Raw genomic sequence first — 26,781 nt, forward strand, 5'->3', positions numbered from 1 at the left:
GTTTATTGTAACTGGTTATAATACATCACAAAGTATCATAATATTAAACCTGGAAAATACCATTAAAAAACAACGTTGGTTTTTATACAAATCTTAGTTTTATAATCTGTAAACTTGCTTTCAATGGGTACCCCCGTTGGTTGCCTAATAACCGTTGCAGTATATAAATGACAGCAACGCATACCAATTATTATCCTGGATGAATCAATTGATACTTCAGCAGGGCATATCTAAAGAACTTGTGCATTTTCCGCATATTCTGGAGTTTGCCCACAAAAAGAACAACACAATCCAACTTAACTCCTTTAACAGCAACGTTACAGACTGCATTTGCCTGTATTATATTTTAGAGGGAAAGTTTACCTGGATGATTGATTTACAACAACATACATTGTACCCCGGTGATTTCGCCGTAGTATTGCCCGGGCAACGTATTGGCGGAGAAAGCGGAATATTAAATATCGGTGCTTTATTTGGGATAAAGATCTCCACCGAAGATTGCGGAAAGCTTTTGCTGGGAAAATGGAGTGGGCTTACTAAAAAGGAAAAATTATCCATTAACCAGATTTTGGTGGTAAATAAGCAACAGCTTGTTTTGAAACTGAAAGAAGCGCACGTTTTAATGCATAATTTACAACTGGAATTACAAAATGAGGAAGTGGGTTTTTACACACGTGTAAACCAACTGCTTGATGAGCTTTTTGTATTGATCAGCAGGCAATTGATCAGGCAAAACAATTCCAGGAGAGACTTCCCCCAAACATTCTTAAAGCTGGAGCAAACATTGCGGCAAAACCTTGCCCATCAATGGACAGTGGAAGAGATGGCTGCGCTGATTGGTATGGGAACTACGGCCTTTACCGAAAAAGTGAAAAACTATTCCGGCTTTTCACCGCTGAATTATTTAATCAACATCAGGATTACTGAAGCGACCAAACTGCTTAAAAAAAACGAGGTAAATGTTACCGATATAGCGCTGAGCACCGGATTTTATTCGTCTCAACACTTCTCTACAACCTTTAAAAAACTTACCGGGTACACCCCAAGCGAGTTCAGAAAAAATAAAACACCAGATTATCAGTATACATCATGAATTGTATCATCATCATAGAAATGGGCACGGCCGCTGTACGGGTCTTCGCCTTTGATCTTTCCGGTAATTTAATTAGTTCGGCAAAGGGGCATTACCCTACTTTTCATGAGCAGCCCGATCATAGCGAGCAGGACCCGGAGCAGATGTTTATTACTATGCTTTATATTCTGAAAAACCTGCTTATCGAGAAAATCTACCCTAAAAAATATATTGTTACCTGTATTTGCTTTGGCTCTTCCATGCATAGTTTGCTGGCAGTGGATAAAGATGGCATACCATTGGGCAACGCCATCACATGGGCAGATAACCGGGGCAAAAAAGAGGCCGCTGACCTTAAACAAAGCAGCCTGGGCGAGGAAATTTATAAAGCTACCGGAACTCCTATACACCCGATGTCGTCGTTGATAAAAATTGCATGGATGAAAAATCACGACCCCGAGAAATTCAGACTGGCAAAAAAATTTATGCCCATAAAAACCTATATCATTCAGCAACTAACTGGTGCTTGTGTGATAGATTACAGTATAGCCTCTGCAACCGGACTAATGAATATTCACAATTTAGCCTGGGACCTGGCAGCGCTTGATTTTGCAGGAATCACTCCGGAGGAGCTACCAGACCTGCACCCGGTTTTCTATTCGGGAGTAACGCTAAAAAAAGAATATCAAAGGGTTTTGAAGTTGTCGCCGACGGTTAAAATCCTGATTGGATCAAGCGATGGCTGTCTGGCTACCCTGGGTGCCGGCGTGTGGGAAAACAGTATGGCTACCATTACAATTGAAGATAGTGGCGCATTCCGGATCATTGGCGATAAAATAATAGAAGATCCCAAACAACAAATTTTCAACTACCTGCTTACCGACAAGCATATCATTACCGGTGGGCCAACAAGTAATGGCGGCGTAATATTCAATTGGTTTGCTAAACAATTTGGAGATTTTCAGGAAGCTTTTGATATCGACCAATCGATGGAAATGCTGATAGAAGAAGCCGCGGGCGTCGAAGTTGGCTCGGGGGGCTTGATATTCCTGCCCTTTTTGCATGGCGAACGGGCCCCTATCTGGAATCCAAATTCAAGGGGATGTTATTTTGGCGTTAATATAAGGCACGAGCGTAAACATTTTATACGGGCTACCATTGAGGGGATATTATACGAAATGTACAGCATTGGCCGTACACTAGAAAAGCACCGTCATATCGAAAGCCTGTCTATCAACGGAAGTTTTGCATCCATACCATTTTGTACCCAAATAATTGCAGATATGTTTAACAAGCCAGTAAGCACACTTAGCCATGCCGATAGTATAGGCAGGGGCGCATTCTTGTTAAGCGCGACTGAAATGGGCATTTATCCCTCTTTAGAAGAAGCTTCCAAAACGGTGACCATGCACCAAACCTATTTACCTAATGCCGAAAACCACCAGATATACGCCCAATATTTTAAAGTATTTGAAAGCCTGATAACAAAAGTAGCTGATGAATTTGACGTTATTTCTGATTTGCAACAGCGGTACAGTCAATTGGCATAACTTACTGGTATACCAATAAACAGCAGGATCAATGACATTACATCTGTTACTGTTAGCCGGCCGGCGGGAAAACGCAGGCCGGCTCAGAGGGCGTAAACTATAAGTGTTTATCGTATAAAAACTTCTCCATGAAGAACGCTATCATTGGAATTTGGGCCGGCTAATATCTTATAGCGTCCGGGGCGCAATATGAGTTTCCCCTCCTGCTCGCTCCATTTTTTCAGGCTCGTTACAGGTATTGACAATTCAATACTGCCCACTGCACCTGGTTTAAGATTTATCCGTTTAAACTGTCTGAGTTCTTTTTGCGGCAACTCTTCACCTGTTCCGTCGGGGTATTGAATATAAATCTGAGCAACTTCATCGCCTTCTCTTATCCCCTGATTTTTTATATTAATAACGCCCGTTATTTTGCCTGCGGTTACTTTAATCCTTTGTTTACCCCAACTGTACCCAAACTTACTGTAGCTAAGCCCAAAGCCAAAAGGATAAGCTACCTCGCCCTTAAAATACCTGTAGGTGCGGCCAGCCATAGCATAACTTTCAAACGGTGGCAGGTCGCTATCGCTTTTATAAAAGGTTACCGGCAGCCTGCCCGATGGATTGTAATCGCCAAAAAGCACATCGGCTAAAGCCGTACCAGCGGCCTGCCCACCATACCAGCCGTTAACTATTGCCGGAATGTGCCTATTTTCCCACTCTATAGCAATGGCGCTTCCGGTCATCAATACAAATACAACCGGTTTTCCTGTGGCATATAACGCTTTCAATGTTTCGGTTTGAATGGCAGGCAGCGCGATTGAGGTACGGTCGCCACCAGCAAAGCCAGTTTGGCTAACGGGCATTTCTTCACCTTCTAATTCGGGAGAAATACCACCGACAAACACAATCACATCCGCATCGCTCACCCTTGCAGCAATATCTGCAGGTTTATTTTCCTTTACGCGGCCAGGTATCAATTTTATAGCAGCAATTCTGCCCAGGGCATCGCCCTGGTAAAATTCAAGCTCAATTTTATACTTGTTGCCGGCTTCATATTGTTGTACAAAATCAATAGTTGTTGACCCGTGCAGCCCCCAATCAGCAGCTTTTTGCACACCGTTAACCAATAAACGGTAGCCGTCTCTTCCTGTTATTTTAAAGCTGTACAACCCCGAGCTATCCGGGGTAAAGACAGTTGACCACCTTGCTGAAAACCCATTAGCTTTGATACCATCTACTACATCGCCATTTTCTGGCCAGCGGTGCGCAATGGTTTCTTCGTAGTTGCCGTATACAGGTGTGCCGCTCAACGTTATATTTTTAAAATACTCTGCCTTAAAGCCAGTATGCCCGTCGATTGAAAAGGCAGCGGGGTTTTTAATGGCATAGGCTACACGGCCATCAGTATAACCGGTAGCCTTTTCATAGTACACTTGTGTATTGCTGCCTAATTTGGCCTTAATGGCTTTTAATGGCGTGCTAATTACTGACGGAAACCCATTATAGTTGCCCAATACCGAAGTTTCGTTATCTGCATTGGGGCCTATTACTGCAATCTTTTTCAGCGTTTTTTTTAAAGGCAATAATTGGGTTTCATTCTTGAGTAATACGATGGATTGCCTTGCAATTTTTAGGGCCAATTGCTGATGGGGCACCGATTCTAAGACCTCTTTGCCAATTAAATTATACTTACAATCCTTATCAAAAAGCCCTAAACGGAAACGGATAGCAAACAGCCGCCTTACCGATACATTGATCTGCTCTTCAGGTATCAGTTTATCTTTTACAGCTTGTACCAATGCTTTGTAGGCGTCCGTTCCGCATTCGAGGTCGGTACCATGAAATACGGCATCCGCGGCAGCGCTTTCTGCACCTTTGTGGGTTTTATGATTTTTAAAGAAATCATCGATGGCCCAGCAGTCTGAAGTAACGTAGCCGGTAAATTTCCATTGGTTACGAAGTATATCGGTCATCAATAAATCATTACCGCAGCAGGGCTGTCCTCCCAGTGCATTATATGCACACATCACGCCCGCAACCCTGGCATTCACGATAAGCTCTTTAAACGCAGGCAGATAGGTGTCCCAAAGATCATACCTGCTTACGGTAGTATTAAACGTGTGTCTGGATGGTTCCGGGCCGCTGTGTACTGCAAAATGCTTGGCACATGCCGCTGCTGTTAAATAGTGTGGATCAGTACCCTGTAGCCCATTTACAAAGCCCTTGCCAAGTTGTCCGGTTAGATAAGGGTCTTCTCCGTAAGTTTCCTGCCCGCGGCCCCACCTCGGATCCCTGAAAATATTGATATTGGGTGTCCAGTAAGTAAGCCCATGATAAATTCCTGTGCTCCCATTTACAGCCGAGAGATTGTAAATCGCACGTCCTTCCTCGGCAATATATTTACCCATTAATTTAAACGCAGAGGGGTCCCAACCGGCGGCCATACCAATGGCCTGCGGGTACACAGTAACGTTATATTCAGTTCTTGCAACCCCGTGAAGACTTTCATTCCACCAGTCATATGCTGGGATGCCCAGTCTTTTAACGGCAGGTGCTTTATTGAGCATCTGCATTACTTTTTCTTCGAGACTAAGCCTTTTAACAAGGTCGAAAGCCCTTACATCTGCACTGAGTTGGGGGTTTTGAAACGGTAAAACAGGGCTTTGCGCCTCCAGTTTTATGGGAAGAATTATAGCTAAACAGCCGATCAAACGAATTAAGGTAAGTAAAAAGGATTGCTTTAATTTTTTTTTCAAGTACTTCATGTCTGTTTGCAAATATTGAGGAATCGCAAGGCGTTACAGCGGCAAAACCTTTACTTATAATGGCAACCGCAAAATAATGGCTTTACAGAACCTTAACTACCAATAAACCCGCTTGGTGATTTTTGCACAAATTAGTAAGGTTACATATTGTTTCGGGCACATAACCAGGTATAGCCGGGAGACTCATTCGGGCAAAGCCTAGTAAATTATTTTAGAAGTATACTTGTCTGAGCAAATATTTAAACGATAAATTCTACCGGTCTTTCGAGTTTTCTAAATGAAAAAAATTCAGAGATAGGTCAAATCTTCAGACTCAGCAATTGCAATGTTTTTTGATCCCTTTCGCCGTTGTAAAATTTATCCAATACTTGTCCAAATACCGGGAAGGTGGCAGGTACGGTATCAAACAAGGTCATAGAAGACTTAAGTTTAAGATCATCCGGGCTGCCGAATACACTGTGGGCGTCACTGGTTTCTAATTGCAGCAGCGCTTTGCATATGTTGGCAAGCCGAAGGCCAAGTTCTTCGTCCATCAGGAAATCAGTCGCTTCATTTATGTTTTTGATAGCATAATGCCGGGAGATGTCGGTTGTGCCGAGCCCGGCAATCTGCGGAAAAATATACCACATCCAGTGACTGCGTTTCTTACCGTTTCGGATCTCTGCCAATGCGGTATCATAGTCACGCTGCTGTGCATCTTTAAAACGCTTCAAATTGGCATCATTCATCGTGAAGTTGATTTAAAAACAAAAAATTTTAATTTACTCGCGGATAAGATTAAGGCCGACCAAAAATTTCTCTTCATTACTTAGGTCGCCCACCAGGATACGAATTGGGGCTGGCAACTTTTTGATCAGCGTTGGTATAGCTATGATTTGTTCGCCCGCTGCCAGATGGGGGTGTTCCCTCAGGTCAATTATCTCGATAGTATAATTTTCTTCCAAATGTTCCCTGCAATAGTTTTGCAGGTTTTCAATTGCTTTTTGCGATTTTTGTGTTTGCCCAGCCACATACAGGCACAGTTTATATCGTTCCTTTTCCATTCAGTCCAAGGCGGTATATATCGTCCTTGTTTTAATAACTCCATAACTGTGTTTATGTTTTGATTTTAAAACACATATCTTTACTGTAAATTATTGGGGATCATGAAAAAACGCGTATTGATTATTGAAAATGACCAGGATATCCGTTTAATAGTTGAACTTATTTTACAAGAGCAGGGTTTTGAAACGTTGAGCACCCCTGAACCGGCGGATCTTTCGGAATTGATTATTTTCCACGCTGACCTGATCCTGCTGGATGAGTTTATTAATAATCGTCCCGGGCATCGTCTTTGCCGAAGGATCAAACAAACCTTAGCTTTGTCAACCATCCCGGTAATCATTCTTTCAACCGCGAATGATATTGAACTGATCGCCGCTGAATGCGAGGCCAACGATTATATCAGCAAACCCTTTGACCTTGAAGACATGGTTTCGAAAGTATTGCGTATCCTTGATCATCAATCCCTTGTTTACTGAGAAGTTTATTTTGATGTGGGCGGGGCAGATAGAAAATAAAACGTTGCCCACTTTACCCGGTCGCTTTCCGCCCAGATCATGCCAATCCCATTATACGATCTCTTGACTCAGATGTAAACCATCCTAAAAAATTGTTATTGTTGTTGAACCAATAGCCTTGATAAGTCACCTTGTCAATGCCCATATCCTCATCGCTCGCAATTACACATGTAAATCCATCTACCTATACACAGGCAGAATTGCGTAAGCGGTAACTACGGTTCCTGCTAATGGCAATGCCATCAATCCAGGGGGAGATTACTTAAGCCTGACCACCGTCAACAACTACGATAACAGTTTTAGGCATGAAGGGCAAGTTTTCAATGTAATTAAATCAGCCGATTTGGATTACTATTCATCGCTGTAGCGATCGTTTCGCCAGGGATAGGCTGTATTTGAATAACCCCGTTCCTCCCAAAAACCTAAATGATCCTCTGTCAAAAATTGGATGCGCTTAATCCATTTGGCCCCTTTCCAGGCATACAGCTGAGGCGTGATCATACGGCAGGGGCCGCCATGTTCAACAGGCAGCGGCTGGCCTTCAAAAGTGTGAACAAGGAGCACATCCGGTTTAAGTGCTTCTGCCAATGAAATATTGGTGCTGTAGGTATCATATCCATAGCAAAGGATATGTGTAGCCTCGGGCTTTGGCTGAACCAAAGCTGCCAGGTCAAGCATGCTCACTCCTTTCCAATGCATATTTAGTTTGGACCACGTGGTAACACAGTGAAAATCTGAGGTATCTTTGGTTTGAGGCAAGGCCAAAAAGTGTTGCCATTTGAGCGTTACGGGATGTTCCACCGCTCCGTCTATGGTGAGCCTCCAGCGTTCGGCCGTAATATTGGGATGATATCCCAGGTCAAGCACCGGCCATTTAAATACGGGTGTCTGGCCGATAGGAATAGCAGGCATACCATGACGGTTAAGTGGGCCGGAGCCTTTTGGCAAATCATCGGCCACCGAAGGTGTGGCTTTTATTTGCTCCTCAAAACGAGCCTTCAGCTTTAGGCGCGCTTCTACTATACGCTGTAATTTTTCCTTATCCTCCATATGTAATTAATTTAGGCGCTCATCGCTTCTGCCAATAAACGGTATGATTTCAGCTTTGCTTCCTGATCGTAAATATGCGTAGTAGCCATCAGTTCATTAATACCAGTATTTTCAATAAAGGCGTTAAGCTCTTCCGTTATCGTAGCCTTGCTCCCGATGAATGAATAAGTAAGCATCTGCATGGCTGCTTCGCGCTCATGAGCACTCCAGATATTGCTCATGCTCTCAACAGGAGGTGGCAGTAGTTGACGTCTGCCTGTAATAATCCCCTTAAATAACTGCTGCAACGAAGTGGCCAGGTAATGTGCCTCATTGTCAGTATCGGCAACTACAACATTTACACAGGCTATAACATAAGGCTCCTGCAAAAGTGTGGAGGGCTTGAAAGTTTTGCGGTAAAGCTCAATAGCCTGCAGGAAGTAAGTTGGAGCAAAGTGGCTTGCAAAGGCATAGGGTAATCCTTTTTCTGCGGCCAGCCTGGCACTATCCAGGCTGGATCCTAAAATCCAGATCGGGATATCAAGCCCTTCTCCCGGAATCGCGCTTACACCGTTTGGATGATCGCCTGCAAAATAATACTCCAATGCTTCTACATCCCGTGGAAAGTGAAAAGCGGAATTCATGTTTTCGCCGCGAATAGCGAAAGCCGTAGTTTGATCTGTACCTGGCGCCCGGCCCAAACCCAGATCAATACGGCCGGGATACAATGTCTCCAGAGTACCGAATTGTTCGGCAACCACCAGCGGAGAATGATTAGGTAGCATAATACCACCCGAGCCTATACGAATTGTTGACGTGCGACCAGCAATATGGCCTATCAACAAACTGGTGGCCGAGCTGGCCACATTGATCATATTATGATGTTCGGCAAACCAGTAACGGGTATATCCCAGGGCTTCTGCCTGTTGGGCATTAGCAACGCTACTGTTAAAACTGTCTGCAATGGTATGTCCTTCTACTACTGTTGCCAGGTCAAGAACTGAATATTTGATAGATGCCATAACCAAAGTTAACGAGCAATCAGTGCACTATCAGAATGCGTGGCGGAATTTTACTTTTGTCTGTCAACTTTATCTATATGTAGGTTTTATAAATAGCGTCTAACGAAATTCGTCTATCCGTGCATCGCTTCAACTAATATTAACAAATAGCGTCATAAACTTATCGATCTATATGGTTCAGGTCGATCTTGGCTCCGGAAAGCACGAGCAAAACTGCGCATATGGCAAGTACGTACTGCCTACGGACTTCCGTAACTTCCGACTTGCTTTTGACGGCATACTTTCCCAAAAATGTCCATCCCGTTTGGCAAGGATATTTAATTTTAGTTATGGTTGACGTTAGATGACAACAGAAAAGACTGAACCAGCCCCTTGTGATAAACGTTTGCCCAAATCAAGTACACAAATCTTTTTATATTTTAATTTAAAAGTACTTTTAATTACAAAGTAATTCAATAAATTTGTTATTCTAAATTATTCACGATGAAAATTTCAAAAATCAAATTTGTAGCGCTGTTTGTCATTGCCGCCGCGGTTTTTATGATTTCAAGTAATTTACTTTTAGGACAGCCTGCGGAATCCGTGTTCGGTACAGGTTCATTTACAGGCATTTTACTATCACCCGTAAAAATGATCCTTATAGGGCCGCTATTGCCCTTCATTCATTTTTTGCGTCAGGATCCGGATACGCCGCCGCCGTTTTTTCTGGCAGGTTTTGTGTTTTACTGGACCTTGCTTGCTTTAAGCATTCATTACCTGATCAGTAATTTAAAGCTCATCATGCGTAAGCTAAGAGCCATTTATGATGAAGCAAAAGCCGACAAGTGGTTTCAGCGCTTCGCGGTGTTCTGCCGCATTGTTTTGGCGGTGAGTTTCCTTCCAGCCGGGATCGTAAAGATCATGGGGCAACGCTTTGCCGAAGGCCTGCCCCATAACAATCCTTTGGGGCATTATTTTGACGCTTTGCTGCAAACTGGTTATTATTATACCTTTATTGGAATAGCACAATTGACCATTGCCATCCTCTTATTAATTCCGAGAACAGCCCTGCTCGGCGCAATCGCTTATTTCACAATGATCATCAATATTACCATATTGACATATGCCACCCGCTTTGACGGCACCCGGCTCATTACTTTTATGCTATTGGCATGCTCATATTTATTGATCTGGGATTATGATAGGTTAAAATACCTGTTTATCAAACCAACAGAAACAGCTACCCCACTGATCACAAGGCCCATAGGCACGCGACTGCGCATTTATTTTTTTGGCAGTTGTATCGCAGTCATAACCACCATCATCCTGGGCACTTTTTATCTCTACAAGATCACGCCAGGTAATTCGGAAGAAGAATGCCGCAACCAATGCGGAAGCGATAAAAACACTAAAGCTTGCCAGGTTTTTTGCGACTGTATTTACAAGCAAGGCCTGCCATTGGATAGTGCATTGATTAGATTTGATTGGGCCAGATCTCATTGACGGGCACACACCGCCTGACCGAACGAATCGACATAAAGCGCTTGTGCTATAAGAAAACCTTTAGTATCCTGACCAATCACAAGTATGAAAAGCAAATATAACCCTGTTTAACCAACGCTTCGATATAATACTTAGCTTAGTAAATAGCTCCTTCGTTCCCAATCTATTGTTGGTTAAATAATTACATTTTTAATTATTGCTCTCTGATAAAAATGTCAGCGAAACTTACATCCTCATCCCTGATATAAGCAGGACTTTTCAAGCTTCGGTACACTCCCCATTTAGGCAGGCAAAATGAAGTCCCGCTTCGCCACAGGTCAATATTGGTACTGACATAGCTGAGCAGTACCTTATTATCCGCTATCCGCTTTATTTCAACATTGTAAACGCCCTGGCTATCATAATGCAATTTTTCTGTCACCTCTACCCAGTTACCTTTAAAATCGGCCAGATCAATGCGGGTTAAAACCCCTTGTGACGTCCCTTTGGTAGAGCCTGTGTGAATTATTTCAAACTTATCAGGCTCACCAAAGCGGGGCGTAAAAGTTATAATGGGAGCTCCAGCATCCCCATCTCCTGCTTTTATCTGGTGGATATGGGTAAAAGTTGGCTGTGCTTTAAAACCGCTGTCAATTTTAAATTTCCACTTATAAACAACCGTTTCACCTTGCTCTCCCTTCAATTTAGCGGCAGACGGGCCATATGTTTTGATCTCTACCCGCTCCCTGTCGTAATTCAGGCAGCGGTCATTATCTTCTTTAGCATGACTGTGAAAAACAAAAACGTATTCGCCTAATTGCTTATCAAAGGTTTCTGTAATATGTTTAATATGATGTGCACAATCAGGAACTTCACAGGCATCACCTCCTAATACGTTTGATATTTGCTGATAAGCATCATCGCTTCCGGTTGCCTTTAAAACAACCTGCGCTTTAAGCAGGTTGTTCGTAAACAGCAAACCCATAATCAAAAGGCCTTTAAAAAACATAGTTAATTTTCGTTTCATATTAATCAAGCGCACCTGTTTTCATTTTACCGGTTGGGTTAGCAACCTGTGCCCCCATCGTTCCTTTTACTTCAACTTTAATTACTGTAGCAATATTATCCGTTGCTTTATCAGGTACATTTATGATCAGCCCGTCACCAGATGCTATGGTTTTCAATGCCGTATTTCCGGCAAGTATTTTAGCGTTTATCACTTCATTTTTGAGGCCGGGAATAACCAGCTTGCCATCAGCAGGCCAGTTAAATACAGAGAAATACAGGATAATATTTTTACCATTGGGCTTAAGCGTACAGCGGCCCCAATTTAGGGGCTGAAGCGGGCTTGCTTTGGTTGCGTATATCGCTTCGCTGTTTACCTTCATCCACTCTCCTATTTTTTTTAAGGTGACTATACTTTCCTGCGGAAATTCACCTTCGGCATTTGGGCCAACATTTAGCAGATAGTTGCCTCCTTTTGATGCAATATCAATGAGGTTGTGAATTAATGTTTCGGGGGTCTTCCATTTACGGTCGTAACTTTTATAGCCCCAGGTACCATTCATAGTCATGCAGGTTTCCCAGTCTTTTCCATCGAGTTCACTTAGGTTGGGTATTTTTTGTTCAGGTGTTTTGTAATCGCCTGCGAAATTTGGGCGCTTAAGCCGGTCGTTACTAATGATGTTGGGCTGCAATTTTAACAGGTCTTGTAATTTTTGAGCAAATTCATCGGTCATATTTGTTGGTGTATCCCACCAGATTACGGCTACCTCCCCATAATTAGTCAATAGCTCTTTTACCTGCGGAACAGCTACATGATCAATGTAATCGGCCATGGTAGCCGAAGTTTGAACTGGGTCCCAATGGCCGCTGTTTTCCTTTGTATAAGCATCTATTTTGGCAGAATCGGGGTTTGGCCAGCCTTCGCTGCTCACTTTGCGCGCTGCCGCACCGCCGGGATTATTCCAGTCCTGCGCCTGTGAATAATAAAACCCAAGTTTAACACCATATTTTTTGCATGCTGCTGCCAGGGGCTTCAAAACATCTTTCCCGTAAGGTGTGGCATCTGCAATGTTCCACTTGCTGGCATTTGATTTAAACATAGCAAAGCCATCGTGGTGTTTTGCAGTTATTACAATATATTTCATACCGGCATCCTTAGCCAGTTTTACCCAAGCATCGGGATCATATTTTACGGGATTAAATTTTTTGGCGAACTGTTTATATTCGGCTACCGGGATCTTACCCCTGTTCATGATCCATTCGCCACCATGCCCTATCTCGTATCCTTTATATATACCAGCCAGCCCAGCATAATCGCCCCAATGTATAAACATCCCAAAACGCGCCTCCCTCCACCATTTCATACGTTCATCGCGGGATAACTCTTTTTGAGCAAAAACATTATGCGCAACAAAAATGAATAGCCAACAAGCCATAAAAAGTTTTTTCATAAGGATTTATTTTTAGCGGATCTTAACCGCTACGGTTTATAATAAACAGCCATGCTGCTCCTACATTACAATACAAGTACCGCAGTGGTTGGTACTATGACACTATGCAATAATTTACGAAAATTTTATGTTGACCTTGTTTCACTTTCGTCCAGCTGATATCCCAAACACGGGAATTGCACTTTCTAATGCTATTTAGAATTGAATCATCAGCAGTTCATAGATTACGTTTCCTGCCCGGTGGTAAAAGTGGAAACACTGATAGGTATTTAATAATATTCCTGTTCCAGCAAAGAACAGCTACCTGGAGTTTGATAGTTTTTGTGTTATTAAAAATTTAGAGGAATTCAGTTTTGACAAGAGTGTAATACTAATTGTCGGCGAAATTACATATCGAATATGACCTTCCTGCCTGATTCAGCCCAGGCATCGATCCCCCCAATTAAGGGACGAATACGTTTAAGGCCAACTTTACGTAACTTCTCTGCATATCTTGCAGCTGTGATCTCATTCGGGCATGAACAATAAATAATAATCTCTTCATGTTGGGCGTATTGACCGGCAATATCATTGAGGCTGTTTTCATCGATGGAAACTGAGCCCGGTATAAATCCATTTTTTGTGCGCTGATCCATTGGACGCGCGTCAAGTATCACAGGACTATATTCCCCATCCATTAAATTTATCAAATCATTCACAGTTACCCTATCCGTTTCAAACTGTCTGATAAGACGATAGCGCCGAAGCCATTTGAACAACAGGTATAAGCCGAATAAAACGACACTAAATAAACCTCCCAGCTTACCATAATGACTTATTGCAGAGATTACACCGTCAACTTCGTGCCGAAATACAGAACCCAGCGTCACTGCTGCACCAATATATATAAATGCGGCAATGGATGAAAATAACGCAAATAATGTCGCCTGCATTGCATAAACCCCAGCTACAACCGGTGCGAGCGTTGACAGCCCCGGAATAAACTTCACAATAGTTAACGCCGGCGCACCGTAGCGGTCAAACAAATCCCCGGTACCACGAACACAGGAATCTGGCGATATGGAAATTTTACATAACTTCCCGAGGATACCCGTTCCGTATTTCTTCCCTGTAAAATATAATATGAAGTCACCTGATAACGTTCCCAACGAACCGGTCAAAATTAGTGCTATGATATTTGCTGTAGTTGGAGGTGTGACCGCTGTAGTAACGATCAGTACAACAAATGCAGGTAATGGTAGCCCTACGCTCTGTAAAAGAGTGATAAGAAAAACCAGCCAAAGCCCATAGGTTTGTACTAAGTGAACTAATGTATTCATACTTCAGTTGCTGCTAAGATAAGATACTTAATTTTACTGATCGACCAGATTTTTTTAATTAACCACTATTTGACTTTAAAAGTACGGACAGTATCCGTTGAACGGACATTCCATAGCTTATATTCATACAATATATTTGATCGTTTTTTTTAAGAATACGTTAACAAGGTGATTTAAAACATTCAGCGAAAACAGATTCCCGTCTTTCTGCTGTTCAGAATTTGAATCACTTATCAGAGCAAATGTTTCTTCTGAATAAATTGAAGCACTTTAGCAGATCCTGACCATCCATTTTCGAATTGTTTATTTAAGGATTGATCCCTTCTGGGCTAAAACAATCGCAGGCCAACCGGGAGCATTTTTTGTTCGACTTTAAAAAAGATTATTCTGCCATGGTATTCCAGACAATATAGCGCGGGATATTGTGTTTGAATAATGATTTCAAATTTATAAAACAGCCTGCAAATATGGCAAAAGTGTAACAGAACGAGCGGAACCCTTTCCCAAAGAGCTGTGATCAATGTTCCCGTAATATCAAATTTAACTAATGGAACGGTTCGTTTTGCTTTTTAAATCTATACAGGACAGCTTTCTGCAATTTTATACAGTCTTGAGGTTCTCAGTATGCGGATATTTTCCAGGTCAATAAGGCTATTTACGGGGAGATCTGCCGGGCGGCTATCGGGCATTATTTCTATAGCTAAAACACTAAGAGGTGCATTGATGTCTATCCCTTTCTGCAACAGTTTGGTCCGAATCTCTTTTAACTTCCATGATGTAAGCCCTACCGGCTTATCTATGTTAGTATTACGCTGAGGCTTTTGCAATGATACCTGATCTATTAAAATATTGCGATATTGTTTTCCATCGGCCTGCAACACTTGAGCGTACAGTAGCGCGTAGATGTTAGTGCGTGGAAAAATCGGCGTGMAATTGTTACCATTAAAAAACGACTCTGCAAATACTGCACTTACCTCAATGGTTTCGGGGCCTCTCATTGTACTTAACCTAAGTTTTGGCGCAGGGTGTTGTACCCCGGTAATCCGTAACGGCCGGCCAGGAAAGGCCTGTTCAAGTGACYATTTTGTATGGCCAACCCTAAATTCATAAGTAAAAAAACCAAAAAGCTCTGGTGAATCAGGCGTTAACCCCTGAGGTAACGGCAACAAAAAATGACGGATCCCCCTGGCATCGATATCAACATCAGCAGTGGCGCCAATCAACGCCTGCATGCTGTCGTGCCCAGCATTATCCTCGATTTGCAAGGGACGAATGATCCGTATAACTTCAGGTGAAAGGTTTATTGCAGGCTCATCCATTTCCTTTTGCACATCATCACTATAATCGCCAATCACCGGGTCTGGTGAATAAGCCAATAACCTTACAAAATAAGCATCATCGATGTTTTCTACCGGCTCAGCAAACTCAACCCAAAGCCATTTTATTTGTTCTGATGTTGCTGAATATTGGTTGTTAAAAAGTTGTTCTTCACTGTCGGCTTCAGACAAAGCAAAGCCAACCGAAACAATTTCCGGTACCTGGGCCGGGGCTGTAGTAATAGGTAAGCTGATCTCTAAATTATAAGGTTGCGTGGCATAGTCATAAGCCGTAGCATCAAAACCAATTGGTTTGTTGAATTTCGGTGATACACGGTACCGGACATCCAGTAGCTCGGGAAATTTACCTGGCTCCTGTAAGGCTCCTTTAGGAACAGCGCCAGGTTTAGCATCTAAAGCATCAATGAATACCAGCCTTGTTTTTAAGCGATCAGGGTCGGGCATATTTTGCCAGTTCAAACCTTTTGTTAGGCTGATAACTCCGATCTTTTCCTCATCGCTATTGAAATTTATTCCGTCATCCCTTTTATATTTCCATTGACGGAAAACTTCAAAACTTTCCGCCTCCAGCATATCCCAGCTCCAGTCCCTTTTCAGATCAAGCTGGATCACAGAGATCCATTTTCTTGACAGATCATCTATCGTAGCGAAAGTGAGGGAAGAGCCGTCGGGCGATAAAGTGTGCCCTATAAGATTGGAGCAACCGAACTGAACCCGTTCGTTTTGCTTTCCCATTACAGACAAACCATTTTTATCAAAACCGTTTATTGAAGCAAGGCGCTCTATTATATTGACATCGGCCTGGTTTTGTTCTCCTTTTGCCGCGGCGGCACGTCTTTCTTCTGACGTTTTAGCCGCTTCTGGCCGAAAGAAAATACTTAATAAAGGATCATCTGTTTTCTGGAGCAACGGAGCGGTTTCCAAGGTTTCAATGCCTTTTGTTATCTCTCTTTTTACGGGTGTGCTGAAACGGAAATCTTCATGCCCGAAATAATCTGTTTTGACGGTACTACAAAATGATCTGATCGTAATTCGCAACGTTCTTGCAGTGGGTAAAATAAGCGCTCCGCTTTGAACGCTCAAATCATTGCCTAACCCGAGGGCATCGGGATCTTTTCCCTCATTAAAAAAAATAACCGGCACATCCCTGAATTCGAACGGAAGGTGCAGGGTATGATCGGTGTCATCCAACGACAATATATAGTCATCAAAGCTGCGGACGGTTTCATACAGCAGAGCATAAGGTTCTTTTGGTGTTGTTAAATGCAAGGCGTTGTAAGAGGCTTCCCTGTCCATATCAAGCGTTGCCACTTCAACAACAATGTGCACTTTATCTGCATCGGGATCGGCAACGGATACTTCTCTTGAGGTTTGCTTAAAAAGATCAAAAGCATTATCATTAGTAATATATTTCCCGGTTACCGGATCAATAAGGTTTTGAGACTGGTTATCTAATTCCTGGCGGTCCTTCCGCAATAAATTTACTGCTGCAGTAGTATCATTTGCAGCAAATAGAATAGCCGGATAGCCCAATCTCGGGCGGATGATTTTCAATCCATTTTCTTCATCTGCTATTGCCGGGGGCGAAGGGGCAACGTTGCGCGTAAATTTATGTTTACCAATCTGGTTTTCGCCCACATTTAGCGGCTTATCACCATTAACAGGGCCGCCGCCAGAAATGTCCGCAAGCCTAACACGAAAAGCGTAATGCTTGCCGTATTTAAGCTCGATTTCGGTTCCGGGTGTTTGCATGTATAAAACCGGCGTATTTTTATCACCAGTTTTTTGTGCTTCGGCAGCTTTGTAATCCGTTATCTTATTTATCTCATCGGGTATTGGATCTGGCACAGCGAGTGAAGCCCCGTTCCAAAAAGAAAAAAATGCGGGCAGCCATAATTGTTGTTCATTATCATTGTTTCTCGCGGGCGAAACCTGTACGCCCGATTCGCCTTCAAAATCTCCCAACGGAATTTCGGCAGTTAACATTAGCGTTTCTTTGGATGAAATAGCAACCTGCGATTTCCAGTTGCCGTTTGCCTCATTTTCTGTTATGCTGATGTCGTCATTATCAAATGCTGCCTGGCTTATTTCTGCCACATCAATACGATAGCGGCTGACTGTTAACTTGGAATGCGCTTTTTGATCTCCCAACGGAAGATGTGTATCCTTAAAACCTCTGCTCATCCAGGTTAAGATCTGCTCATCATCCCAGCCCAGCCTTATCCCCGTATCCATTAAAGGTGAGGGGCCATCTTTTGTTTCCAGGATAGGGTTGGTATTAACAGCCTGGCTGCAATGCACAATCCTGGCAAATCCGTCATCGTATTTTATTACGTCTTTAAATACATCATCAAATGGCACCGTGGCTTCTTCATTTCCGGCATCGTCAACGTGTAACACCGGAAAAAGCACAGGCGCAAAAACCTGCCTTGATTCGGTTATGGAAGGTATCCGGGCTGCATAAAATTGTACTATGGCATCTTTTGCTGTTAAATGAAGCGTGGTGTTTGCGTCGTCGGTTTCATCAAAATCAAAATAAACCCAGCCACCTTCTTTGTAAAAATCTGCGTTATCCAGTGGTATGGCAATTTCTGTATATAAAATACCCAATGCTTTTGCCAGCAATGGCTGAGAAAGGGCAAAACCAAGCACCTGTGCCCAATTTACTTTATTGTTTTTGACGTATGGATTAGCAAAGCTGTTAGTTTTCAATGAACAGAAATAACTATCGTCGGTAACTGCACTATTATTGCGCGGCTGGGTGAAGGTAAAGGCATTGCGGTAAGCCTCGGGCAGATATTTCTTTAATGTAACAGACTTTTTTCCTGAAAGGGGCGCAGGGTTTGGCTCGATCTCGAACTGTGCGGCTATCGCGTTAAAAATACTTTCCCGATTTTTATTTTGAACAACAAGCATATTCTTTGGAACGTAACCGGCATCAGCAGCATGATTGCCCGATGCAGGTAGTTTATCGCTGCCGGCCTTTACCAGCCAGGCTTTTAAAGAGAAGGCCCCGTTCGCAAACGATGTATCACCGTCAGGCAAGTTATCGAGCGGGTTATTTCTGGGCAATACCACCACATTACAGATAAGTTTGTTATTTTCGGGTATCTCCTTATCGAACACAATACGTTGCGGAAAGGGAAGTATAAACAGTTTTTTGTCCTCGATAGCCATGATTATTCGTTTAAAAAGGATTTGGTAAATCAATTTCGTGCTCAAAATCTTCTGAAAAGTCCCAGCTTAATACAAAAGCTACAGTAACATCAAGTGTAAAAACACCACGCACAGTAGCTGTCCATTTACTTGAGGCACCACCCTCGTTTTTATCTGTTACAGTTCCCGAAGCCTCTACCTGAACAGTGACTGAGGCAAGACCGCCGCCAATGGTTAAAACACCTCTCAGCATTTGTCCTACAGTCATACTTGCGCCATTATCAAAAGAAGCCCCGAGGCTAATTACACGGGTTAATGATACATAACCAACCATTGGTAACTGTACCGCCACGGTTGCGCCAAACCCCATAGTGAATTTAAAGGTTGGCTTTGCATCAGGCAATTCTATGAATACTTCTACTTTAGCCGTGCCAACACCATAAGCCGTAGCAGCCTCAATAGTTATTAAAAGAACCTGGATAGTGGCTTCAAAACCAAGTACGATACCTGCGCCTGCTTTAACAAGATTACCTGGATCTGCTGAAAGTGATAAATTGAAGAAAACGCCAAGGTCAAGCCCCGCTTCTACAATAAGCGGTGCAGGCCCGGGGAGTTGCGCCAATTGTGCCGCGTTAGGAAATTTAATTACCGGGATTTTTTCTTCGATTGTGCACTTATAGGTCCAGCTATCCGGCGAATTTCCCATCGCGAAACTAAACCCATCTTTGATAACATCTCCGTTGCCGTTTTCTTTTGATAGCATAGACAGAATGGAGAGCACCTCTATTATTTTCTTCAGATTGGGATCAGCACCCCATTCGATGTGTGCATTATCAAATTTCGGTTTTGCGCCGGGTTCGGCAGTAAAATCGCCTTTTACAGTAAGTAATGGCTTGAAATCCCCTAATTCTACAACGATGGCAACTTCCTTATTGCTCATTTGCCAGCGGTTGTTGTCATCATTGCCATTTAATGCAGCAGTAAATAATTGCTTTGCCGCTTTAGTTCCGTCGGGCAATATTTGAATACCGTAATCAATGTATATTTTAAAAACCTCTTCTTTTACCAGGTACAACTTTCTGCTTTCATTGCCTGCAGGAATACATTCGGGAGGCATAAAATCTATGAGTGCATTTGCTATGTCATCGGGAAAAGATATACCCGCTGTTTCTTTTATAATATCAAGCCTATCGGCCAATACGCCTGTTTTTCCATTTTTTAACGTTAAAACATCGGCATTGTCCGGAAAAATGGTGTTACTTTTAATTAAACTATACGGATCTGCAATAACAGGATTGGTGACTAAAATCTGAGGTTTGATACGGGTTATGCCGTCAACAACTTCCGTACTGGCAGAATCAAAAGAAGGACGGGGGAATAATAACTTTTGAGTGCCGGTACTTTGAAGCAAAGCATATTCTGTATTGGCTAATGCCTTTTGGCCTGCTGCATATTTTTCAATCTCTAATGGATTGCCAAGCACATGAAATGAATTTAAAAAGGCTGGGGTGGTTGGGTTTTGCGCCTTATCGAATTGAAGGGTCCCATTTCTGATGAGTGGCACAGTTTCATCATTTCTCATTGGTAAAGCTGCGCCGGCTGTTACCTTTTTAACAACAGACCAGCTTCCGCCTTTTGGTAACAACAATGTGCCCCGCGCCGCGGCAACAGATGCTTTCGCTGTAATTGCCGTGCTTACGTCTATTCTCGTAAGGTGCATCATTTGGTTGGTGCCAGCAATATTTACAACACAATCAACAGGACCACCTAACGCACCAACATCTCCCCTCGACATAAATACCTGTAAATCAGAGTCAGTAAAATAATTTTCAAGTCTTACACCATCATCGGGGTTACCCAAAAGGATATAACCAAATTGTTTTTTTGAAGGCACTAACTTATAAAGGTCTGTTGTTGGTTCTATTGTGTTTTTAGCCCCTTTAATGACGTTTTCTATTTTCACATCTGCATCGAAATAAACACCCGCCATTTCAACTGTAACCAGATTGCCATTTTTATCTTTAGTGGTAGTGGATTTTTGCACCAGCGATATCGCAGTATCCCTAATATTAGCAACGTTATATACCCCCTTAATAACTCCGGGATGGCAGCTATATCCAAAGTGAAATTCGCCGGGGCCGGTTGATACCCATCCGCTATCGGTGCGAATAACATTGCCGTGGTTTTTCCTTTCTATGATCAGCGTCCTGACAACCGGTATAAACCAGGGAATGATAACGCTTTTAATTTGCACCACTTCATGCGCTACTCTCCCAATCATTATATTGAATTGAACCTGGCTTACAGAACCGGCCGTAGCATAATTGTTTAACCAGTTGCTAAAGATACTTGCGCCAAAACCGGAGAAATCAATTCTTCTTAAAGGGACTTTTGCGTTAGCAGAGCGGCTGAAATTAACCGATGATACATTTCCCACAGCCTGCAAAACATATTTTCCCCACATTACCGAATTAAATTGCCCGGTTATGGTTTTGCCCAATATAGAATCCTGGTCATAAGTAATGGCGTTACCCAGTATTTTAATATTGCTGACGCTGTTTGGCATTTGTAAAACAGCGCCATGAAACGAGGGGTCAGGAAACCTGATGTCATCACGCGGTATGCCCGGCAACCCCACTGATGTAACTTTAATTTGTATGGCGCCGGATAATATTCCTTTTTTTAAATTAAAGTCAGGCTGATTAAAACTAAGAACACTATACGAATAAGGATCAGGCGTTTGCCTTTGTAGAAGTTTAAAATCTTTTAGTACAGGCAGCTTCACATCTGCAACAAATGGATGAAACAATGCAACGGCATTCATGCCAAACGGAAGGGCAAAATGTGCCGCCGCGGCATATCTTTTGGTTTCGTCTTTGTAGCCTTCTACAATATATTTGGAAACTGCAACCGGAGCCAATGTTACGTCGGCCCTGTTAGCACTCGAAATACGGGTAGGAACGCCGTGCGTAGGAAAAGGGAACTCTTTTGAGAAAAAGCCACCTATGTCATTTTGTTCTTCAAAATACACAGGTTCCCATTGAACCTGCGGAAGTGTAAATGCCCTTACAAACCTTCCCGAACTCACCAGTTCATTGTTTTCAATGCGATAAGTTTGATTTGTATTATAACCTGTGTTTTGAAAAACCTCCTGAATACCGTTTTCGGCATTATCGAGCCTGCGTGAAAAAGCGATACCCATCTGCGAGGCCCTGCCAGAAACGTCAACCAATGAAACATTGCCCGGCAAAATATGTAATGCCGAAAATGCACCTGCTGCGTTGATTTTTGAATGGTAAAAAGATTTATAACTGGAATAAGGCATTGCATCCGGGGATAATCCTATGGCAATACCTGCAAACGCCATTGCATTCCTAAACAATTCATCATAGTTTGCTTCACCCGGATGACGTAGTGGAAATCTTAGTAATACATCTGCTAACTGATCGTCGGTAATTGTGCTTTTTGGAGTGAATGTATTACCGGTTTCATCAGTAAATTGCATCAGCATTTCAGCGCCATTCACCTCATCCCATTTAATAGTTGACAGTAATTTGCGGGTTAGCTGAATGTTACCGTTATTATCGGGTTGTTCATTGAACAAGCTGGTAATATATGGATCGGGAAGGATGTGTTCAACAGATCGCACCGGAAACCGGATAAAGCATTGCCCTTCAGTTGCAATGCCTTCTGGATTTAATTTTGCGGCAAGGAAAAACAGCTCAACCGGATTTACGAGAATAAGTGCATTGGAAAGTGCAATACTACTGAGCTGCTTAAAAGCATTATTTTCAAATGCTATCGCCGGATCCATCGCTCCTCCAAAAATCGCCGTTGTTATCCGGTCTTCATGTCGGATAAAGATTAATTCACCTGATGTTTTTGAAAAGATCCTGTCTCCGTTAGAAAGCAGGGGGCGATCGATATTTATGTTGATACCTGTATTAAAAGTATTTTGCTCAATTGTACCGTGAGAAACAAAGTTACCCTTGCCAACATTGCTATAACTTATATCAATTAAAGAACTGCTCTTTTGATTATTGTCGGCCTTCCATAGTTGTAATTTTTGCGTGGCAAGCAAACTGGCGTTAAAAGTGTAACTAAAAAAAAGTGCCCGGTTTGATGTGCGGATAAGAAAGTCTTTTAGTTTAAGGGGACCGTTTTCCAGGCTATTCCAATTAAGTGTAAATTGGTCTGTACTATCAAAACCTAAATATCCGGTATCCGCGGCAATTCCTAATCTTGAAAAACCAAGCGGATGACTAATGCTAACCGGCTGCAAGTACCAGGCTATATTATTTATCTTACCTTTCCCTTTAAGATCAAAAACGGCCGAGAAATTTTCAGTTGCCGAAAAAGTATCATTCTGCGTTATTAATGGAAATGATAACAGGTTTTTATCAGTAAGCCAGTTGCTGATAACATTATCAGCAGCATCAGATGTTACAATGCTTCCGAAAAGTGTTGCCGTAAATGGTTCGGTATGTGTAAGTGAAATTTTGGGTGGCTGTGGCAAACCGGGCCGGTGTTTGAAACTGAAAACAAGCTTATTGGGATAGATAAGTGTATTGCCTGAAGCGATGGTGATAGCCGGCCCGGCAGGGATTTCATCTTCAGGTACGCATGTAATAACGAAGCCTGCAAAAAAATCTAAAAGTCCTGCCGCGATTTTACTTCCGGATTTTGCATAACCGCCATCAAAAGATATGTTACACTCTTTTAACCGCAGGCCGGTATAAAACAATGCATTGCCTGTATCGGCATCAAAATGAATAGCTGACAACCATAACGTACAATCGCTGATGGTTATATCGGTAATATCGCCATCCGGTATAACGAAAGCTTTTTTTGCTGATATTATTGCTGATACCTCTGCAGTAGTTGGCAACTGAATCTGTATTTGATGGGGTAAGTAATAGAAATCAAAACCGATAAATTTACTTTCTTCTATTTTATAAGGCCCGAAAGAGAGCTCCGGTTCAAGTTGAGTCTCTGCAACTGGTGCTGTGATAAAATAAACCTGTGTTGTGATCTTAAGCCAAAAAGCATCGTCTGTAGGTCTGCCAGGTAAATTGGCAACTATTTTATCTGCTAATTCGTCTATTTCCTTTACTATTTCATCTGCATATTCGCGGCTGCTGGCACCGGCCGTGTAAGCAGCCGCCTCTATATATACAGATGCCTGGCTCAGCGTGAGTATAATCATTTGCTGAAAACTGTCTTTATCAGCATCAGCCGGTGCATTTACCTTTAACAGCGGCGCCCAAAAAAAATACAGGTAATCTTCAATTTGGCCTTTAGTCATTTTGCAGGTTTTTCAGGTGAAGTAACAATTGGTATAAGGCTGGCGGGATCAGCTTATTCAATAATGTTCCGCAACTGAAAACTCTTTCGCCTGCTTACAAATATGCTGGATAAAGCTATTCAAAGCCTAAAGCTAACGCCTTCCTGATATAATAGTAGTAAATGGGAAGGCAAAAAAATGTAAAAAGAGTGTTTACAGTTTTATAGAAAGACATGACAATGGTAGTTATTAAATTTTAATTTAACAATTATTAGTTAAATATATTTAGAAATTGAATAATTTCTGGCCGCTCTTCGATTGGTGTAAATCCATAAAAATGATAGCTCAACGATCCATCATTTACAAAGCACTTAAAATATGGGTAATTCGCTTCTTTTAATTATCTCATGCGGCAGAAGGCTTGCCAGCAATCTCAGCGAACAAAAATACTGTCTTAAAAAAAGCCGCCTCATAACTAATTTATGAGACGGCTTCATTTCTATCAAAAGATTTCCCGCTATATTATTGCCCTATTTTAGTTAACAATATTGCGACTGAATCCGGCTTGGCTAAGAATGCAGAGTGGCTGGTATTTAACTGATATACTGCTTTTACGCCACCCATAGCGCTGGCAATCATCCTGTTTTGCAAGCCTGGAGATACGACCCGATCTTGTAACGTTTTAATATAAACCTTCTCAACAGAGCCAAAATTTGCAGATGTCAGTATTACCGGGGTCTGTAATGGGATTCCGGGCTCAGACCGGTAATTTTGCAATACCAGGCTTTGAACCTGGGCAGAACCATCCGGTATAAATATATTCACAATTTGATCTTGTTTCACATCAACAGTTAAGCCGCCGTTATTCATAATAAGGTTTCCTGTTATACCCAATTGAGATCCCGGATCTGTCTTGGCAATGCCAAACAGTGATTGTCCGGAAGTTGGTAAGTAAGCAGCCAGATAGACCAGCTTTTCAATTTTCGAAGGATTCTGTTCCGCAACAGCTGAAATGATTATCCCGCCTAAGCTATGGCCTACCAGGATAACTTTGCCGTTTATCTTTGAAATAGCATCAAGTACCTTATCCCTGTAAGTGTTGATGGTTAGGGTTGAAGGATCAGTCATATCGCTGCCATGACCCGGAAGTTCTACAACGGTTACATTGTTGCCTTCGCTGATTAATTTAGTTTTTACTGCGTCCCATACATAAGGGGCCTGCCATGCACCGTGTACCAGCACGTAGTTTTTAGTAACAGGCTTCACTTCATCATTCTTTTTTGAACAAGATGAAAACATAATAGCAACAGTGGCTATAGAAAGTAAGGTTAATATGAGTTTTTTCATGATTTGAGATGCCTAATTGTTTAGGACACCACAAACATCCGATTATGCGCTCCGGATAAGTTTAACCCAGGTTAAAATCGAAAATTAGAGCTAAACTATTATCGAAAGCAACCAACACAACGATTGATCAGTAATAATGATATCCATTGACCATCGCCGCGCTGTCGTGTGTTATATTATTAAAATTTATATTTTTATAACATGTTACAAGAGAAAACAGAAATAGAACTATTGCGAACGATTTTAGGATCTGCCGGTATGAAACCGGAAGCATTTGACTTATCATTGCCTCACTGGAAATTAAAACAATATAAAAAAGGTGAGTTTTATAACGAATATAAAAATGTTTGTAAGCACCTCGGGTTTGTTATAAACGGCGTATTTAGAATCTATCGGGTTAATAGCGATACGGGTGAAGAAAAGAATATGTTGTTTTTTACTGATCACCAATTTGTGGCATCCTATAAAAGTTTTTTAGCCCAGACAGCCTGCGATTATTATACTGAAGCGATGGTTGATTCGCTTATATTATATATACATGTTGATCACCTGAATGAACTTTATGCTCAATCGCACCAGTGGGAACGGTTTGGAAGGATTGTTGCCGAAACGGCTTTTCATGAGGTTATGGTTAATACGGAAGGATTTCTATTTAAAACACCGGAAGACCGTTACCGGGAGATGATGGAAAAACATCCAAATATATTTAACGCGGTGCCACTTTATCATATCGCCTCTTATTTGGGTATCCAGGGGCCGTCACTGAGCCGGATTCGTAAAAGAATGGTTGGAAAGTAACACTTATCAACCAGCCGTCAGATTTATGAATACTGAAATCCTCTACAAAACTTTTTTTAGAGGATTTTTCGATTTTAACCTGGGTTAAACTTATTGCTGCCGCATACCCCGATGTTTGTCATGTCCTAAACAATTAGGCATCAGACAAACATGAAAACAACAATAATAATAATGGTAATGAGTGTATTAGGTTTTACCGCTCAAGCCAAAACTGCAGCTAACAAAAATTCTAAAACCATTGTACTTGTTCACGGAGCATGGTCAGATGCTTCTTCCTGGGACGCAGTGATACCTTTGTTAAAAGCCCAGGGCGAAGAGGTGATCAATGTTAACCTTGCAGGTCACGGAAAAGATACCACTTCATTTGCCGGTATCACATTTCAAACCTATGTTGACCAGGTAAAAGCTGCTATAGGCACCCGCACCAATGTAGTTTTGGTGGGACACAGTTTTGCCGGACTGGTGATCAGCCAGGTTGCCGAAGAAGTTCCCTCACAAATTAAAGAACTGATTTTTCTTGCAGCAGCGCTGCCGCATGACGGCGACAGCCTTTTATCACTCGCAAAAGGCGACCCAGCATCTCATATCGGCAAATCCCTTACCATCGACCAGCAGCACGGTGCAGCAATCATAGCCAAAGATGC

The 26,781-nt window shown here is 42.2% G+C and carries 17 protein-coding genes; 6 read left to right on the forward strand and 11 right to left on the reverse strand.

The genetic code is table 11. The features are described 5' to 3' along the window. Positions 1-199 precede the first annotated feature (199 nt). Positions 200-1,093 (forward strand): helix-turn-helix domain-containing protein, encoded by an 894-nt coding sequence (locus tag AC1DUD_RS24135; protein ID WP_477379193.1) that lies wholly within the window; start codon positions 200-202, stop codon positions 1,091-1,093. Next, on the forward strand, positions 1,090-2,622 hold the full coding sequence (locus AC1DUD_RS24140; RefSeq protein ID WP_477379195.1) for a gluconokinase: 1,533 nt from the start codon (positions 1,090-1,092) through the stop codon (positions 2,620-2,622). The genes AC1DUD_RS24135 and AC1DUD_RS24140 overlap by 4 nt, the downstream gene beginning before the upstream one ends. A 107-nt stretch (positions 2,623-2,729) precedes the next feature. On the opposite strand, the gene AC1DUD_RS24145 is transcribed toward AC1DUD_RS24140, so the two are convergent. The 3 genes from AC1DUD_RS24145 to AC1DUD_RS24155 form a co-directional block, all read right to left on the reverse strand. After that, complete coding sequence (locus tag AC1DUD_RS24145; protein ID WP_477379197.1) at positions 2,730-5,369, reverse strand: glycoside hydrolase family 3 C-terminal domain-containing protein; 2,640 nt, start codon at positions 5,367-5,369, stop codon at positions 2,730-2,732. Positions 5,370-5,668: 299 nt separating this feature from the next. Next, positions 5,669-6,097 (reverse strand): DUF1810 domain-containing protein, encoded by a 429-nt coding sequence (locus AC1DUD_RS24150; protein ID WP_477379199.1) that lies wholly within the window; start codon positions 6,095-6,097, stop codon positions 5,669-5,671. Between the two features lie 33 nt (positions 6,098-6,130). Beyond that, on the reverse strand, positions 6,131-6,412 hold the full coding sequence (locus AC1DUD_RS24155) for a circadian clock KaiB family protein (protein WP_477379201.1): 282 nt from the start codon (positions 6,410-6,412) through the stop codon (positions 6,131-6,133). Positions 6,413-6,514: 102 nt separating this feature from the next. Here AC1DUD_RS24155 and AC1DUD_RS24160 point away from each other — a divergent pair, with 102 nt between their 5' ends. Next, positions 6,515-6,889 carry a response regulator gene (locus AC1DUD_RS24160; RefSeq protein ID WP_477379203.1) on the forward strand — a complete coding sequence of 125 codons (375 nt, stop codon included), beginning with the start codon at positions 6,515-6,517 and terminating at the stop codon, positions 6,887-6,889. Positions 6,890-7,279: 390 nt separating this feature from the next. Here the strand turns inward: AC1DUD_RS24160 and AC1DUD_RS24165 are convergent, their stop codons facing one another. After that, on the reverse strand, positions 7,280-7,978 hold the full coding sequence (locus tag AC1DUD_RS24165) for a molybdopterin-dependent oxidoreductase (RefSeq protein WP_477379205.1): 699 nt from the start codon (positions 7,976-7,978) through the stop codon (positions 7,280-7,282). An 11-nt stretch (positions 7,979-7,989) separates the two neighbouring features. Continuing rightward, on the reverse strand, positions 7,990-8,979 hold the full coding sequence (locus tag AC1DUD_RS24170; protein WP_477379207.1) for an LLM class flavin-dependent oxidoreductase: 990 nt from the start codon (positions 8,977-8,979) through the stop codon (positions 7,990-7,992). Between the two features lie 483 nt (positions 8,980-9,462). On the opposite strand from AC1DUD_RS24170, the gene AC1DUD_RS24175 reads away from it, so the two are divergent. Next, on the forward strand, positions 9,463-10,461 hold the full coding sequence (locus AC1DUD_RS24175) for a hypothetical protein (RefSeq protein ID WP_477379209.1): 999 nt from the start codon (positions 9,463-9,465) through the stop codon (positions 10,459-10,461). 193 nt (positions 10,462-10,654) lie between these two features. On the opposite strand, the gene AC1DUD_RS24180 is transcribed toward AC1DUD_RS24175, so the two are convergent. The 6 genes from AC1DUD_RS24180 to AC1DUD_RS24205 form a co-directional block, all read right to left on the reverse strand. After that, positions 10,655-11,467: a hypothetical protein gene (locus AC1DUD_RS24180; protein WP_477379211.1), complete on the reverse strand. Its 813-nt coding sequence runs from the start codon at positions 11,465-11,467 to the stop codon at positions 10,655-10,657. Between the two features lies 1 nt (position 11,468). Continuing rightward, on the reverse strand, positions 11,469-12,896 hold the full coding sequence (locus AC1DUD_RS24185) for an alpha-L-fucosidase (RefSeq protein WP_477379213.1): 1,428 nt from the start codon (positions 12,894-12,896) through the stop codon (positions 11,469-11,471). Between the two features lie 386 nt (positions 12,897-13,282). Beyond that, the gene (locus tag AC1DUD_RS24190; protein ID WP_477379215.1) at positions 13,283-14,215 is read right to left on the reverse strand and encodes a rhodanese-like domain-containing protein; all 933 of its coding nucleotides are present in this window, start codon (positions 14,213-14,215) and stop codon (positions 13,283-13,285) included. Positions 14,216-14,790: 575 nt separating this feature from the next. Further along, a complete protein-coding gene (locus tag AC1DUD_RS24195) occupies positions 14,791-18,729 on the reverse strand; it encodes a hypothetical protein (protein ID WP_477379217.1) in 3,939 nt (1,312 codons plus the stop codon). A gap of 10 nt (positions 18,730-18,739) precedes the next feature. Next, positions 18,740-24,013, reverse strand: a complete 5,274-nt coding sequence (locus AC1DUD_RS24200) for a hypothetical protein (RefSeq protein ID WP_477379219.1) — start codon at positions 24,011-24,013, stop codon at positions 18,740-18,742. A 501-nt stretch (positions 24,014-24,514) separates the two neighbouring features. Beyond that, positions 24,515-25,339 carry an alpha/beta fold hydrolase gene (locus tag AC1DUD_RS24205; RefSeq protein ID WP_477379221.1) on the reverse strand — a complete coding sequence of 275 codons (825 nt, stop codon included), beginning with the start codon at positions 25,337-25,339 and terminating at the stop codon, positions 24,515-24,517. A 201-nt stretch (positions 25,340-25,540) separates the two neighbouring features. Here AC1DUD_RS24205 and AC1DUD_RS24210 point away from each other — a divergent pair, with 201 nt between their 5' ends. Further along, a complete protein-coding gene (locus tag AC1DUD_RS24210; RefSeq protein WP_477379223.1) occupies positions 25,541-26,137 on the forward strand; it encodes a Crp/Fnr family transcriptional regulator in 597 nt (198 codons plus the stop codon). A gap of 150 nt (positions 26,138-26,287) precedes the next feature. Then, positions 26,288-26,781, forward strand: a 494-nt coding sequence (locus AC1DUD_RS24215; protein WP_477379225.1) for an alpha/beta fold hydrolase, incomplete at its 3' end; no start/stop codon positions are given.

Source organism: Mucilaginibacter sp. P4_A11, from assembly GCF_056402535.1.

Coding starts and splice junctions, on each gene's coding strand:
- AC1DUD_RS24185 (WP_477379213.1), bottom strand. CDS start 12,896: ATGAAAAAACTTTTTATGGCTTGTTGGCTATTCATTTTTGTTGCGCAT.
- AC1DUD_RS24210 (WP_477379223.1), top strand. CDS start 25,541: ATGTTACAAGAGAAAACAGAAATAGAACTATTGCGAACGATTTTAGGA.
- AC1DUD_RS24170 (WP_477379207.1), bottom strand. CDS start 8,979: ATGGCATCTATCAAATATTCAGTTCTTGACCTGGCAACAGTAGTAGAA.
- AC1DUD_RS24190 (WP_477379215.1), bottom strand. CDS start 14,215: ATGAATACATTAGTTCACTTAGTACAAACCTATGGGCTTTGGCTGGTT.
- AC1DUD_RS24165 (WP_477379205.1), bottom strand. CDS start 7,978: ATGGAGGATAAGGAAAAATTACAGCGTATAGTAGAAGCGCGCCTAAAG.
- AC1DUD_RS24205 (WP_477379221.1), bottom strand. CDS start 25,339: ATGAAAAAACTCATATTAACCTTACTTTCTATAGCCACTGTTGCTATT.
- AC1DUD_RS24150 (WP_477379199.1), bottom strand. CDS start 6,097: ATGAATGATGCCAATTTGAAGCGTTTTAAAGATGCACAGCAGCGTGAC.
- AC1DUD_RS24200 (WP_477379219.1), bottom strand. CDS start 24,013: ATGACTAAAGGCCAAATTGAAGATTACCTGTATTTTTTTTGGGCGCCG.
- AC1DUD_RS24180 (WP_477379211.1), bottom strand. CDS start 11,467: ATGAAACGAAAATTAACTATGTTTTTTAAAGGCCTTTTGATTATGGGT.
- AC1DUD_RS24145 (WP_477379197.1), bottom strand. CDS start 5,369: ATGAAGTACTTGAAAAAAAAATTAAAGCAATCCTTTTTACTTACCTTA.
- AC1DUD_RS24175 (WP_477379209.1), top strand. CDS start 9,463: ATGAAAATTTCAAAAATCAAATTTGTAGCGCTGTTTGTCATTGCCGCC.
- AC1DUD_RS24160 (WP_477379203.1), top strand. CDS start 6,515: ATGAAAAAACGCGTATTGATTATTGAAAATGACCAGGATATCCGTTTA.
- AC1DUD_RS24135 (WP_477379193.1), top strand. CDS start 200: ATGAATCAATTGATACTTCAGCAGGGCATATCTAAAGAACTTGTGCAT.
- AC1DUD_RS24155 (WP_477379201.1), bottom strand. CDS start 6,412: ATGGAAAAGGAACGATATAAACTGTGCCTGTATGTGGCTGGGCAAACA.
- AC1DUD_RS24140 (WP_477379195.1), top strand. CDS start 1,090: ATGAATTGTATCATCATCATAGAAATGGGCACGGCCGCTGTACGGGTC.